We start from the raw sequence: 12,902 nt of genomic DNA on the forward strand, positions 1-12,902 counted from the left end.
GTGTCGCAGGTTCGAATCCTGCCGGGGGCACCAGTTCAGAGGGGCCTCGCCTACCAATTTTGGTAGGTGAGGCCCCTCTGACATCTAGAGGGCAACAAGATCACCTGCAACAAGGCCACCGCCACCGTCACCGTGAAGGTCAAAAGGCACGGGGAGAACTGCCGCCACGACTACGGCGACAATGGCGACTGCGGCAACTCCTTAGAGTCGGTGGGTACCCACTGACGCACACCGTGGTCGTTCGTGCCGTACCAGTAGTGGGGCAGGCCCCTGATGCTGCTGGTGCGGAACGGGTGACCGTGGTCGTCGATGCGGACCGTGCCGGTGCGGCCCTGGGATGACCAGTCCAGTTCCAGGTACCAGTTGCAGTCGTAGGCCTCGGTCGTCGCGGTGACCTGCAGCACCTCCGGGTCCTCGGCGGAGACGCGGTAGGGGAACTGAACCGCGGGGACGGGCTTTCCGCTGTCGTTGCCGGGGCGCGCGCGGGCGATCGGGCGGTCGACGTCCAGGTTCACGGAGAAGTTGCGGGGCGGCAGATCACTGCCGCAGCCCTGGCCCATGGCGTACGCGTTGCCGGTGACCGGGGTGCCGCGGCTGACGATACGGACTCGGAGGGCCGTGAGGACCACGGCCGTGGACGACTTCCCCTGCACCGAGATCTGCACCATCGTCTGCCGCCCAGGTACCGCCTGCTGCGTCGCTGCCCACACTCCGGCGTCCTGCTGTACCGGCGGCGGGGGCACCTGGGCCGGCTCCTTCCCGATGACGTAGTCGTGCCCGCAACCGCCGTCCCAGATCTGCGAGTCGGCGGTCCACGCGAGCGGCACACCGGTTGGCACGGGGGCGTCGCTCTTCGTCTCAGCCGACGATCCGCCCTTCGGCTCGGGGCTCCCTGAAGCCCGTACTCCTGTGGAGGGCGAGGCCGAAGAACGGCTGCGGGAAGGGCTGGCCGCAGTGGCCGAGGGGTGGTGTGACGTACCGGTTCCTGTCGTACGGGACTGACCGGGGGCCTTGGCGGAGTTGTCGTGAGACCGGTCGGCCCACAGCGCCGACATACTGCCCAGCGTCACCAGCAGTACGGTCGCCGCGGCTGTGCCGACGACGGTACGGCGACGGCGGTACCAGGGCCGTCCAGTTGAGCGGACCGCATCGCACTGGGCCGTCGACTCGCGACTGCCCGGTTCAGGAACGTCGGGAGCAGCCAGTGCGGCGTCGGGGGCGCCGGCATCGAGTCGCGGTGGTGAACCGCTCGTGCCGCCCCCGTCACCACCGATGCTGTCGGCACCGCCACCCACACTGCGCGTGCTGCCACCCGCACGCCCCGCTGTCCGGCTGTCCGGACCCGAAGCCCGCTCGTCCCCTGTCGGCTTCAGTGCCCCTTCGGTCTTTGTCGGCTCTGCTGCCTCCTCACCCGCCCTCGGCCTCTGTCGTGCTGTCACCGCGAGCAACCACAGGCGGTGCAGATCGAGGCGTTCCTCCGGTGTTGCTCCGCAGAAGGCAGCCAACCGCTCCACCGGGGCATAGTCCTGCGGGACCGCCTGTCCCGCGCAGTAGCGGTGCAGTGTGGAGGTGTTCATGTCGAGACGGCGGGCCAGGGAGCCGTAGCTCCGGTCCGTGCGGTCCTTCAGCCGGCGCAGCAACGCCGCGAACTGCTCGACGTCGTCCTCGGTCGACACCGCTCCCCCAGCCTCCCACGTGTCCCCGTATCTCAGGCGGTCCATATACCTGCACGTCAGATGGGCTGGGATGGTTCCACCCTCGCCGGGCGGGCGTCCGGCGTTGCGCGGGGCCGTCGTGACGGCTGATGCTCTTGGTGTCGCACCGACCAGGACCGGACCGACCAGTCGGCGACGGGCGACAAATAACACTCATCCACTCATCCACGGGGGACACCCATGCCCCAGCGCACCCGAGCAGGCCCGCCCCTCGCACTCGCCGTCACGGGCTCGCCCTCGGCACGACGCTCGCCACACTGGCAAACGTCGCGGCCAAGGCGTCGGCTGCCTCACGGCGGCCCATCTCCCGTCGTATCCGAGCTCGTCCTGAACGGTCGGCAAGGTCACCGCCTGCCCGGAGGCGGTGGAACGGGACCGCTGTCTACGCATGGCGCTGGGCGGCGACGGCCCAGACCTGGTACCGGGAGCTCCGTACCGAACTCGACAGGAGCGACCGTCCGTCAGGTCAGGGTGCAGTTGTCCAGGACGGCTGTGGCGAAGGGGCGCTTCTCGCGGCTGAGCAACGACATCAAGTCCCGTGCGCACGCATCGAGAAGGCCGGTCCGGACACCGAGGCCACGCTGAAGGACTACGGCGCGCTGCCTGTCGAGGACAGCGGGCACGGCTACGGCCTGCACACGGTGACCTCCTGGGGCGTCTTTGACACCCCTCTGGCGACTTCCGGCATGCGCCGGTGAAGGCCTTCAAGAAGACGGCCGTCACGGGCCGTGGACAAGCTCCGCTGACCGCATGACCGAGGCCGCCCTCCGCCACGGGGGTGGGGAGGGCGGCCAATCGACCGCTGACAGGGTCATTCGGCGCGATTCAGCAGGACTTGGTGTCGTCGATCGCCCCCCCCCCCCCCCCCCCCCCCCCGAGCCGCGGCAGGGAGGAGGGGAATGGGTCCGCGCAGCAGCAGATGTTCATGACTCCGGGGCAGCGCTCGCCGACCCGAAAAGGCGATAGCCACACGACGGCCCCGGCACGAAGACACCGGGCCGTGAGCAACCACATATGGACCAGAAAAGGAAGATGCACATGAACAGGAAGTCCCCCGCACACCGCCGTCCGGGCCGCCGCGCGGCCGTCGCCGCCGGCCTCGTCCTGGCTGTCGGACTCGGTGTGTCGACACAGGCGTCGGCACAGGCATCCGTCCATGCCCCCGCAAAGTCGTCCGCCGCCGCACCGCAGTCGGTCAGCGGCACGAGCGGCCAAGTGGTGACCCGGGTCGCCGACTTCTACGGCGCGTACATCGACGCGATCGGCGACTACACGGACCCGGACACCACGCTGGAAACGGTGCTCCGCAAGCACTACCTGACGCCCGACTTCGCCAAGCGACTGGCGGCCTGGGAGAAGAAGCACGGGGCGGACGGTGTCCTGCGTGCCCAAAACGTCCCGCGGAAGTGGACGGTGACCGACAACGGCGCCGTGGGTAACGGCCATGAGGTCGTCGTCACCCTGACCTTCGGCAGCGGGGAGACGACGCAGAAGATCAAGCTTTTCGTGCTGGTGGAGCGGTACAACCACATCGTCGACATCGGCACCACGAGCAACCGCTGACAGCAGAGCCGCTCCGCCCGGTCTGTCATGGTCAACCTCACGACGGACGAGAACACACCCATCTGGCGAGTAACCTACTGGCACATAAGGGACGATCTCTTCACATCGAACGCCTTCACCATCCTTGCCGGCGTGAGCGGCATCCTGGCGATCACGTCAGGCATAGCGGCTGCGTTTCAACCACTGTTCGGTGGTTGGTGACGGAGCTAGCTGACATCCACGTCTGACGTACAACGGCAGCAGACGTAGGCACCCCGTGGAGACCGTTCGTGGCCCGCCCCCACGTGAGCCGCCAGGAACTCCCTACCTGGTGATCGAACTCCTAAAGCGGGTGTCGCAGGTTCGAATCCTGCCGGGGGCACCAGGCAGAAGGGCAGCTACCGAGTTCGGTAGCTGCCCTTTGACATCTGGGTCGGACGTCAACAGCGGTGGCCGCAGACGTCCCGGATGATGTCGGAGTCTTGAGGTGCTTGCTGCCCTGTCCGAGGTGGTTTACCTGTTGGGCCAGGTGAACGCCGCCAGTGCCCGGGACGCCGCCGACGAACTGCGCGAGTACCTGCACGAACGGAGCGCCGCGTGATTCCGGAGATCCGTTTCGAGCACCACGAGGGCCAGGACGCCGCCACTCAACTGGACGCGTTCCTCCCCGCGTACGAGGAGATCTACGCCGAGCCGCCTTACCTGGAGGGCCCCCGGGACGTCGCGGAGTTCATCGACCATTACCAGGTGCACACCCGCCGCCCAGGCATGCGACTCGTCCTTGCCCAGGACGCTCAGGAGGTCGTCGGCTTCACCTACGGCTACTACCTGGCACCGGACACCCGCTGGTGGCGCAACCTGCAAGACGTCACCTTGCCGCAGGAGTTCGTAGAGGAAGACGGCCGTCGCACTTTCGCGGTCCTGGAACTCGCAGTACGCAAGCCGTGGCGCCGCCAAGGCGTGGCCGCCGGCCTCCACACCGTCCTCCTGAACGGCCTGGACGCCGAGCGCGTCACCCTCACCGTGCGACCGGAGCCGGAGGCTTCAGCGGCCCGCTCCGCCTACCTCTCCTGGGGCTACCGCAAGCTGGGGATCTCCCATCCCTGGGAAGACGCGCCCTTGTACGAGTGCATGGTGCGCGAGCTGCGGTGACGGGCCACACCTTGGAGCCCCGCCCGAGCCGAAAAGGTGAGAAGCACACCGACCCAAGGCAGCGTGGCTCCGGTGGGTGGGGACACGGCGCGGCACACGCTCTGCCCCCCAGACCTGGCCGTCGCCTCGATCCGCCACCCGCTTACGCGTCGTGCCCTTCGCCCGGAGCCGGGGCGTCGGTGCCGCTCCCGCTATCCGGCCCTGACACCGGCGCAGCGGTGGTGCCGCTGCCACGAGCGCGGACCTTGGAGTAGAGCTGGGTTCCGGCGAAGCTCACACCGGCGACGGCGGCGCCGATGAGGAGGCCCTGCCGACGATAGAAGGCCCGTAGTGCTGCGGGGCCGCCTCGCTTTGCAGCTTCCTTGGTCAATTCCGTATAGACGCTGGTCACGCTTTGCCTCGCGTTGCTTCGCTCATCCAGGGACAGACCAATATTCGCAGCGCTGACCCTTAACTGTCGGGCAGTTCGGCAATTCCTGCCGGCTCACGGCGCACTCACCGCCCGACACGACGGCCGTACGGCGACGTACCGTGGAGGTACCGAGGGCATCACGCATTCCGGCCGCCACGCCGGGTCGTCCTCGGCGCGAGAGGAAACCCCGAGCCACCCCAGCGGTCGGCGCGGAGACGGGTCGGCATCATGTCCGCCGTGGTCGAAGCAACTCCGGGCACGCTCGTCATGGCCGCCCGCGTACCGCGTGCCCGCACCGGCCCGCGTTTCTGCCGCGACGGCGTCACCGCCATCGACGTCGACCTGACCACGGTCGGCTCCTGCGACGCCGGGGGTCTGGACGTCTTCCTGTCGATGTCGCAGCGTGCCGGCCGGGTGCACACGTCCCTGCGCTTGCACCACCCGTGCGCGCAGATCACCCGGCTCCTCGCCGTCACCGGCTCCACGCCCCTGCTCCTCGCGGCCCCCACGGATCCCGTGCCGCCCGCGCTGCCCCGCGACCTCTTGGAAGCGGCCTCCTCGGGTCGGTCGGCCGACGGGACGCGGACGCCCGAGGACACCGCTCGCAAACCGGTCCTCAAGGACGGGATCCGCCTGCGTCGGCTGACCCGTTGGCAGACCGAAGGAGTGGAGCAGGACATCGCGGACCTGGCCATGGCGTCCGTCGCGGACACTCCCGGTGCGTCGTTCCACGGCCGGGAAGAGTTCCTGCGCCACCTGGCCGTCAGTGCCAGGCGGCCCGGCTTCGCGCTGCTGGTCGCCGAGACGACGTCGCTGGTCGGTTGTGCCTACGGCTTTCCGCTCGGCCCGGACGGACCCGGCCGGCGGGGGTTCGACCGACTGTTGCAGGAGAGCATCCAACGGCTCACCAGGTACGCACGGTTCGTCGTCCTCACTCAGGTCGTCGCCCATCCGCACGCTCAGCGCCGTGACATCGCCTGCCGGCTGCAACAGCGCCTGCTCACCGACCGGCACACGGCCCTCGGAGTCGCCCTGCTCCATCCGGCCGACCAGGCCGGACAGGCCGCGTTCGCGTCCTGGGGCTGGCAGAACATGGGACAGATCGTCGGGCTGCCCGTCCCCATAGCCCCCTGCGTGCTGACGCTGCCCCTGGAGAGCCCCTCACCGGCAGGCCGGTGATCGGACCGCTGTCGTGGGTGATCCGGCAGGCCGTACCAGCCGCGGGAGTCATGCCACCCGCCATCCGCAGTACGGACGCGCCCTCCGCACGGCGGTCGCGCCCCGCGCCGTCCGCCACGGCCGGGCGTACTCTGACAGTAACCGAGAGCTTTTCGGCCGCACGACCACGGCGATGTCTTCCCGGCGAGTGACGCGGGCAGCCGAAGGCGCCGCCCGGGACGGGATCGCACGATGGACACCATCAAAAAGCCCGCCGAAGGCGCACAACCAGGTGACGCGCATACCTACCGGATGCCCCCGCCCCGTCTGAGCCTCACGCCGGGCGTCAGCCACGGCCCGCTGGACGGAGCGTGGTGGCCGCGCTGCGACGCACTGGAACTGGAGCTGCCCGTGCTGGTCGGCTCCCTGGACCCGGCCGTCGGCACCGTCACCCGGGTCACCGTGGACCCCGCGTGCTGGCCCGACGCCCCGCGCGAAGTGATGGCACCCGGCCACGTGATCGAGGTGGTCCAGAGCAACCTCGCCGCCGAAGCGCATGCCATCACGCTGGACTGCAGCACCACGGGACGCTGGGAACTGCTGGTCATCCCGCCCGACGAGCCGGCCGGAGCAGCCACCCGGATGCTGACCGCCGCCGCCGACCCCGAAAACCCGCTGTCGGCTCCACGCATCCTGGCACTCGCCGAGAACGGCCTCGACGCAGAAGCCACATGGGAGTCGGAAGGAGGGCCCGGACTCAGGTGAGAGACCCGACGCGGTCGGGCCCACGTGACCGGCCGGTCCGGTCGTCAACGTAGCCGGTGGAGCCATGACACGAACGATCTCTTCGTCGTCCCACACCGTCGCGGCCCCTCCGCGCGATTCACGGCGAGTGAGCGGATGATGCCCGGACGGCGCGCGGACCGCTCCGAGAGCTTCGGGGAAGCGCTGCTGGGAGCGGTTCTCGACCGCGCGCACGAGCTTCCTCCCCATCTCATCGGGCCCGTGGTCGCCGACGTGGCGGAGCGATTGGGGGGCCGCCGTCCACAGGTCCTGCTGCAGGACTACGGCCAGCTGATGCTCGTACCCCTGCCCGGCGAGGGCCTCGCGGGCGGGGTGCCGCAGCTGATCGACGACTCCGACGCGGGCCGTTGCTTCCTCGACGCGGTCTGCGTCGAGGTGTCCGACGACGACGGCGTACGGATCCACCTGCCGCTGCTGGACGGCGGTGACCAGGTGGGTGTCATGGCGGTGACGCTGGACAGGGTCGACGACCACGACCGCCGCCTGCTGCACAGGATCTCCGGCCTGGTGGCCGACCTGCTGGTGACCAAGCACGGCTACTCCGACCTGTTCTTCGCCACCCGACGTGACGAGCCGATGAGTGTCGCCGCGGAGATCCAGTGGTCCCTGCTGCCACCGCTGGCGATGATCATGCCCAGGGTCGCCGTGGCCGGGATCCTGGAACCCGCCTACGACGTGGCGGGTGACAGCTTCGACTACGCGCTCAACGGGGACATCCTCCACGTGGTCATGATCGACGCGATGGGACACGGCCTGGACGCGGCCACGATGGCCACCGTGGCCATCGGCGCCTACCGCCACGCCCGCCGCGCCGGCATCGGGCTGTCGGAGATCTACGACTTCATGGACCGCGCGGTGGCGAAGCAGTTCGGTCTCGAGCACTTCGTCACCGCGCAGATGATGCAGCTGGACACGACGACAGGGCGGATCCAGTGGGTCAACGCGGGGCACCCGCCGGCGCTCCTCATCCGCAACCACCGCGTCGCGGGCCGCCTGGACGCCCCGACGACCCTCCCCGTCGGCCTGGGCGGTGCGGAGCCACGGATCAGCGAACTGGGACTGGAGCGCGGGGACCGCGTCCTCTGCTTCAGCGACGGACTGGTCGAGGAGCACAAGATGAGCAGGGAGGAGTTCGGGGAGCACCAGCTGATCACCTGTGTCAACCAGTTGGAGAGAACCGGCCGCGGGGTCCGGGCGGTGACGCGCGCCCTGTCCCACACGCTCAAGCGGGCGCGGGGCGGACACACCACGGATGACGCGACGCTGCTCATGGTGGAGTGGCGTGGATGACCTTCATCGCCGTCGTCCGTCGCTGTCGTCCGCCGGCCTCGGCCTGGGGACGGGACGGCGCGTCAGCCGGACGGCTCGTACCCGCTCCCGGTGTCGATGAGGATCTGTCCCGCCTGGCTGATGTTGTCGGCCCGGACGGCCTGGGCCATCGCGGCATGGGCGGCCTCGGGTGTCGCGTGCGGCGGGACCACCAGCAGTGAGAACACGTCCTGGTCGCCGCGGGTGATCAGGACGGTGTCGTCGCCCACCGGGAAGGAGTCGATGTGCACCACCCGGTCGTCCACGACGATCCGCGTCGGAAGCCCTTCCCAGGCAGCGGAGTCAAGCCCGACGCGCGTCACGGGGCCGAGATGGGCGATGAGAGCGCTCAGCAGCGCGGGCAGCTCGGCGCCGATGTCGCGTGACCGCGGCCACCACGCACCGTCCAGGACACCCTCACGGGACTCCGTGGTCTCCAGACGGAGCAGCGCACATCCCGGCCGCACGGCCGCGTGAACGCCACTCGGCAGATGCTGGGGGAAAACAGGGGGTGAATCGGAGCTGGTCATCAGGGACCACCCGTCTTCCGGAACCGGTGCGAACACGGGACTCGCCTCGCCTGTCACGCTACTCCGTGGCGCCGGGGGCCGGAATCTCCGGGATCGGCCCGCCCCCGGTGCCCACCATCTGCGGGTCCAGCCCTGCCGGGCGCAGGGAGAAGGGGCCGTCCCGGTTCGTTCGGGGCGGCCCCTTCTGTGTGGCACAGGGGAGCGGTGTCAGTGCTTGAAGGCGTCCTTGGCCTTTTCCTTGGCCTCTCGCGCGTCACCCGCGCTCTTCTGGGCCTGGCCCTCCGCGGCCATGCGGTCGTTGCCGACGGCGTCGCCCAGGGCCTCCTTGGCCTTGCCCTCCGCCTGCTCGGTCTTCGCCTTGGCCTTCTCACCGGCAGTCATGGATCACGCCTCCTCGTAGCTTTTGTCGCTGTGAAGCACTCGTGCCCCCGGATCATCCGCACAAACGGGGGCGAACGAGGTCATGTCGCGGTCGACGGCGAGGGTGGCTGGAAGCAGGCGATGACGTCCTTGCCGTGCGGGCAACGGTGCGCCTCCCAGGTGTCGGCGAGGGCGTCGACCAGCATCAGGCCGCGGCCTCCCAGGGCGCCGGCGTCGGGACGGCGCTGCTCGGGCAGTTCGGGGGAGGAGTCGTGAACGGTCACGTGGAGGCACGACTCGTCCCACAGGAGGATCAGCTGCGCCGTGCTGCGGGCGTGTTTGTGGGCGTTGGTGACCAGCTCGGACACGGTCAGCAGCACCGAGTCCACCAGGTCCGGGGCGGTGCGGAGCCAGCCGAGCGAGGCCAGGTGGTCACGAGTCCAGTCCCTGGCCTCCTTCACCCCCCGGCTCACGGGCAGCGAGCGCGCCCAACCCACGGCTTTCAGCGACGAGTCCTCTCCCACTGCTTCCTCCTTCACCGACCGGCCTGCTGTCTGTCCCCGTCTGCCCCGGATTCCCGTCTGCCCCGGATGGGCAGGACCAATTCCCGGGCCGTAGGGCACCCCCGGGGTTGTGGCGGTGTACTGCCGGCAGCGGAGGGCTCGTCCTGCTGCGTGCGGATGTGTGTTGCCCGGGGCGGCGGTGCCGGGTGCGCTGTCGGGCCGGTTCGCCTGGACCCGGGCGGCAGGGCTGGTCGGGCGCGTCGCGCGGACACCGGCCCAGCACGTCCTCCTCGTGGTGTGCTACGTCCCGCTGCCGGCCTGGGCGCCGCTCCTCGCCGCCACGACGCTCGCGTACTGCCGGGCGCGGGTCGGCTCCGGCGTAGTGCTCGCCCTCATCCGGCGGGATCCAGCCGGCCGGCGAGGTGGCGGGCGGTGGTGCCGGTGAGGTCGCCGGCGTAGGCTCCGACGATTTCGAAGCGGCCGCCGGTGATCGAGGAGGTCACGGCGGGCCTGCCCCAGAGCTTGCCGTCGACGACGACGGCGAACTCGTTGCGCGGGGCCGGGGCCGGTGCGAGGGAGCCGGTGAGGGCGGCGAAGCGGGTCCGGTCGGCGGGGCCGAGGGTCACCTCGACCTGCCAGGTGCCGTCGGTGGTGCCTTTCTCCGCCTTCGCCGAGGTGACACGGACGCCGGTCATGCCCCTGGTCCGGTCGACGCGGACGCAGAGCGCCGGCTGGGTCTCGGTCGCGTGCACGGTGTAGCCGCCGCTGCCCGGGGCGCAGGCGTGCTCGGTGGAGGAGGTGACCGCCAGGAGGGAGACCGGGGCCGCCTTCGCGGTGTCGCCTCCCGCGGCGGGGTGGACCACGTGCGCGTGCTCGGTCGTGCCGGCCGCGACGGCCACCCAGGCGGTGACGGCCACGGCCACCCCTGCGGCGCCGGCCCCGGCGCGGGCCAGCCGCTGCCGCCGCCGGGCGACCCGCAGCGCACCGTCGGCCAGGCCGGCCAGGTGGGCGCCGACGGCGTCGCCGTTCTCCCGGACATGGGCCCGCAGGGCATCGTGCAGCATCGTTTCGTGCCGCGGGTGCTCGGTCGAGTCGTTCATGCGGTGACGCCCCTTCCGGAGGCAGTGGAGGAGGAGGCCGACGGCCCTGACCCGGCCAGGGCGGTGCGGAGCGAGGTGAGGGCCTTGTGGGTCTGGCTGCGGACCGTTCCCTGGGCGACGCCCAGGATCGCGGCGATCTCGGCGTCGGGCCGGTCCTCGAAGTAGCGCAGCACGATCACGGCACGCTGGCGCTTGGGCAGCCGGCGCAGAGCGGTCATGATGTCCTGCCGCTGGACCACCGTGTCGGCCCAGTCGGCGCCCTTCCCTGAGGGCTGGTCCGGCAGGGTGTCCGTGACCGTCTCCCGCCCCCAGCTGAGCAGCCGGAAGCGGTCCACCTGGGCGTGGTAGAGCGCCCGGCGCACATAGAGCTCCGGCTGCTCCCGGTCGCGCAGCTTGGACCAACGCCGAGCGGTGGAGGCGAGCGCGGTCTGGAGCAGGTCCCGGCCCTGCTCCCAGTCTCCGGTCAGCAGGTAGGCCGTGTGCAGCAGCGATCTCGACCGCGCCGCCACGAACTCGCGGAACTGGCGTTCCTCGTCGGCGTTCAATGTGCCCTCCCTCGTTCCCCTGTGAAGACGGGTGCGGGAGGGGGTTCTACTGCCCTGCCGGCCGGACTTTCTCGATCACGACGAGCAGGTGGCGGGGAAAGCGGGCAGGCGCCGGGGAACGCGGGCAGGCGCCGGGGAGTGCGCGGTGGTCCGGCCCGTGGTCCGAGAGTGGCTTCACATCCCGGCCGGGCCGCCGCCGGTGAGGCCGGGGGCCAGCTCCGGGACCCAGACGACGGCGACGGCCAGGGCGATCGAGGCGGCTCCCACGGCCCGGGCCACCAGGCGGCCGGCCGGGAGGAGTTTCTCGGCGGTGATCACGGCGGTCAGCACGACCATGGCCCACAGGTTCATCACGCCGAACGCCGCCAGCAGCACCATCAGCGACCAGCAGCAGCCCAGGCAGAAGGCCCCGTGGTGGGCTCCGGCCCGCAGGTCGCGCGAGGGCCTCGGGTACGAGGCGTAGCGCAGCATCAGGCCGATGGGCGAGCGGCACCTGGCCAGGCAGCGGTCCTTGAGGGGGGTGAGCTGGTAGACGCCGCTGATCGCGAACACGGCGGCGGCCACCGCGGTGCCGGCGGCGGCGGGGAGGTTCGCCGCCCTGCCCAGGCCGGCGGCCAGCGCGTACGCCGGCAGCCCGGCCGCGGCCCAGACCAGCAGGTAGGCGATCGTGAAGACGGCCATGCGCGGTGTCCGGTGCACGGTGAGGGTGCGTGCGTACAGCGCGGCGACGGGCGCCGTGGCGGGCAGCATCATCGCGGCCATCATCAGCGTCCACAGGGACAGGAACGCGGGCGGGCGCAGACCCATGGTGCCGGGCATCGCCTGCATGCCGCCCCAGCGGGTCACCGCCCAGACCCAGGCGGCGGACGCCGCGGCCAGCAGCAGTCCGGCGGGGGCCGCCCTGCGGCGGACGGTGACCAGCCGACCGGTCACGCGGACCACGTGAAGGGCGCCGAGTGTCCGTTGCCACCGGAGAAGTCCCAGGACCGGCCGTACACGCCGTCGCCCTTCGCCCGGGTCGAACGGGCGATGGTCAGCGTGCTGCTCACCGGGTGGAACATGCCGGTCAGTCCCATGACCGGACCGTCCTCGCCGAACTGCGGGGCGATCTGGTCCTCGATCTCGATGTCGATGGCGCCGCCGACCCGCGCGCGGTGGCGGCGGCCGTCGTCGCGGTAGTCGATGGGGACGCGCTCCACGCCGAGGACCTCGCCGATGAGCGGAGCGAGCGCCGCCATCGGCCCGCCGGCCCGGCCGGAGAAGACGTTGGCCAGCGCCTCCGCCTGGCCGTCGTCGGCCGAGGCGTCGAGGTACAGCGCGACCTGCCAGCCGCCCTCGGCCATCACCCGGGGCGCGTCTATGAAGACGGCGACGTTCCGGCCGGTGACGTCCGTGCCGTCCACGTTCCCGCTGTCCACGTGGAACGCGAAGGTCACCTGGCAGCGCTCGTGGTCGGCCGGTGCGGTGAGGCCCGAGGTGGTGCAGGGGCACACCACGTCGCAGTTGCAGCTCTCCAGATACGTGCCGTTGAGATTCCAGGGCATGGCTCTTCGCCTCCCTCTTCCGCGTCCCCCCTCGGTGACGGGGATGCAGAGGGAGAGTCCGCTTCCGTCCCGGTGCCGCTCCTCTCCAGGCTATTCCCGGTGGCCCGGCCTCGCAGGGCCGCGGGGCCGCCGCCGGTCCCGCGGACCGGACGGCGGTCCCGGAAACCCTTCGCCCCCGCTCGCCCCTCCCGGTACGGTCTCGGGCGTGTTCCCGCTGCGGGGAGTGCAA

At 70.8% G+C, this 12,902-nt stretch carries 14 protein-coding genes, 1 tRNA gene and 1 pseudogene; 6 read left to right on the forward strand and 10 right to left on the reverse strand.

Features of this window, described 5'->3' with window-relative positions; genetic code table 11:
• Window positions 1-170 precede the first annotated feature (170 nt).
• Complete coding sequence (locus tag IG05_RS50545; protein WP_420707594.1) at window positions 171-839, reverse strand: hypothetical protein; 669 nt, start codon at window positions 837-839, stop codon at window positions 171-173.
• A gap of 684 nt (window positions 840-1,523) precedes the next feature.
• Window positions 1,524-1,721 (reverse strand): annotated as a pseudogene (locus tag IG05_RS50550) (helix-turn-helix domain-containing protein); the annotation flags it as partial.
• A 1,032-nt stretch (window positions 1,722-2,753) separates the two neighbouring features.
• On the opposite strand from IG05_RS50550, the gene IG05_RS0111650 reads away from it, so the two are divergent.
• The 3 genes from IG05_RS0111650 (at window position 2,754) to IG05_RS0111660 (ending at window position 4,409) form a co-directional block, all read left to right on the forward strand.
• Entirely contained in the window at window positions 2,754-3,278 is a 525-nt protein-coding gene (locus IG05_RS0111650) for a hypothetical protein (RefSeq protein ID WP_037813554.1), read from the forward strand.
• A gap of 249 nt (window positions 3,279-3,527) precedes the next feature.
• Window positions 3,528-3,642 (forward strand) — tRNA-OTHER (locus tag IG05_RS47755).
• A 215-nt stretch (window positions 3,643-3,857) separates the two neighbouring features.
• The gene (locus tag IG05_RS0111660; protein WP_030341692.1) at window positions 3,858-4,409 is read left to right on the forward strand and encodes a GNAT family N-acetyltransferase; all 552 of its coding nucleotides are present in this window, start codon (window positions 3,858-3,860) and stop codon (window positions 4,407-4,409) included.
• Between the two features lie 142 nt (window positions 4,410-4,551).
• Here the strand turns inward: IG05_RS0111660 and IG05_RS47760 are convergent, their stop codons facing one another.
• Window positions 4,552-4,800, reverse strand: a complete 249-nt coding sequence (locus tag IG05_RS47760; RefSeq protein ID WP_078894051.1) for a hypothetical protein — start codon at window positions 4,798-4,800, stop codon at window positions 4,552-4,554.
• A 258-nt stretch (window positions 4,801-5,058) separates the two neighbouring features.
• On the opposite strand from IG05_RS47760, the gene IG05_RS49150 reads away from it, so the two are divergent.
• The 3 genes from IG05_RS49150 to IG05_RS0111675 all read left to right on the forward strand — a co-directional run bounded on the left by IG05_RS49150 (window position 5,059) and on the right by IG05_RS0111675 (window position 8,073).
• Window positions 5,059-6,000: an STAS domain-containing protein gene (locus IG05_RS49150; RefSeq protein WP_234335831.1), complete on the forward strand. Its 942-nt coding sequence runs from the start codon at window positions 5,059-5,061 to the stop codon at window positions 5,998-6,000.
• Window positions 6,001-6,231: 231 nt separating this feature from the next.
• On the forward strand, window positions 6,232-6,744 hold the full coding sequence (locus IG05_RS0111670) for a DUF5994 family protein (protein WP_234335832.1): 513 nt from the start codon (window positions 6,232-6,234) through the stop codon (window positions 6,742-6,744).
• 135 nt (window positions 6,745-6,879) lie between these two features.
• Window positions 6,880-8,073, forward strand: a complete 1,194-nt coding sequence (locus tag IG05_RS0111675; RefSeq protein ID WP_030341697.1) for a PP2C family protein-serine/threonine phosphatase — start codon at window positions 6,880-6,882, stop codon at window positions 8,071-8,073.
• A 62-nt stretch (window positions 8,074-8,135) separates the two neighbouring features.
• On the opposite strand, the gene IG05_RS0111680 is transcribed toward IG05_RS0111675, so the two are convergent.
• The 7 genes from IG05_RS0111680 to IG05_RS0111715 all read right to left on the reverse strand — a co-directional run bounded on the left by IG05_RS0111680 (window position 8,136) and on the right by IG05_RS0111715 (window position 12,673).
• Window positions 8,136-8,621 (reverse strand): DUF5994 family protein, encoded by a 486-nt coding sequence (locus IG05_RS0111680; protein ID WP_030341699.1) that lies wholly within the window; start codon window positions 8,619-8,621, stop codon window positions 8,136-8,138.
• Between the two features lie 207 nt (window positions 8,622-8,828).
• Complete coding sequence (locus IG05_RS44900; protein ID WP_078894053.1) at window positions 8,829-9,002, reverse strand: CsbD family protein; 174 nt, start codon at window positions 9,000-9,002, stop codon at window positions 8,829-8,831.
• A gap of 80 nt (window positions 9,003-9,082) precedes the next feature.
• On the reverse strand, window positions 9,083-9,505 hold the full coding sequence (locus IG05_RS0111690; protein WP_030341701.1) for an ATP-binding protein: 423 nt from the start codon (window positions 9,503-9,505) through the stop codon (window positions 9,083-9,085).
• Window positions 9,506-9,876: 371 nt separating this feature from the next.
• Window positions 9,877-10,584, reverse strand: a complete 708-nt coding sequence (locus IG05_RS0111700; protein WP_030341702.1) for a SecDF P1 head subdomain-containing protein — start codon at window positions 10,582-10,584, stop codon at window positions 9,877-9,879.
• Window positions 10,581-11,129: a SigE family RNA polymerase sigma factor gene (locus tag IG05_RS0111705; RefSeq protein ID WP_030341704.1), complete on the reverse strand. Its 549-nt coding sequence runs from the start codon at window positions 11,127-11,129 to the stop codon at window positions 10,581-10,583. Before IG05_RS0111705 ends, IG05_RS0111700 begins: the two co-directional genes overlap by 4 nt.
• A 174-nt stretch (window positions 11,130-11,303) precedes the next feature.
• Window positions 11,304-12,062: a DUF2182 domain-containing protein gene (locus IG05_RS0111710; RefSeq protein ID WP_030341706.1), complete on the reverse strand. Its 759-nt coding sequence runs from the start codon at window positions 12,060-12,062 to the stop codon at window positions 11,304-11,306.
• The gene (locus tag IG05_RS0111715; protein ID WP_030341708.1) at window positions 12,059-12,673 is read right to left on the reverse strand and encodes a DUF1326 domain-containing protein; all 615 of its coding nucleotides are present in this window, start codon (window positions 12,671-12,673) and stop codon (window positions 12,059-12,061) included. The genes IG05_RS0111710 and IG05_RS0111715 overlap by 4 nt, the downstream gene beginning before the upstream one ends.
• Window positions 12,674-12,902: the final 229 nt, after the last annotated feature.

It is taken from the genome of Streptomyces sp. NRRL S-1022 (assembly GCF_000720135.1).
Lineage (GTDB): Bacteria > Actinomycetota > Actinomycetes > Streptomycetales > Streptomycetaceae > Streptomyces.

Coding starts and splice junctions, on each gene's coding strand:
- IG05_RS0111680 (WP_030341699.1), bottom strand. CDS start 8,621: ATGACCAGCTCCGATTCACCCCCTGTTTTCCCCCAGCATCTGCCGAGT.
- IG05_RS44900 (WP_078894053.1), bottom strand. CDS start 9,002: ATGACTGCCGGTGAGAAGGCCAAGGCGAAGACCGAGCAGGCGGAGGGC.
- IG05_RS0111700 (WP_030341702.1), bottom strand. CDS start 10,584: ATGAACGACTCGACCGAGCACCCGCGGCACGAAACGATGCTGCACGAT.
- IG05_RS0111715 (WP_030341708.1), bottom strand. CDS start 12,673: ATGCCCTGGAATCTCAACGGCACGTATCTGGAGAGCTGCAACTGCGAC.
- IG05_RS0111650 (WP_037813554.1), top strand. CDS start 2,754: ATGAACAGGAAGTCCCCCGCACACCGCCGTCCGGGCCGCCGCGCGGCC.
- IG05_RS0111675 (WP_030341697.1), top strand. CDS start 6,880: ATGATGCCCGGACGGCGCGCGGACCGCTCCGAGAGCTTCGGGGAAGCG.
- IG05_RS0111670 (WP_234335832.1), top strand. CDS start 6,232: ATGGACACCATCAAAAAGCCCGCCGAAGGCGCACAACCAGGTGACGCG.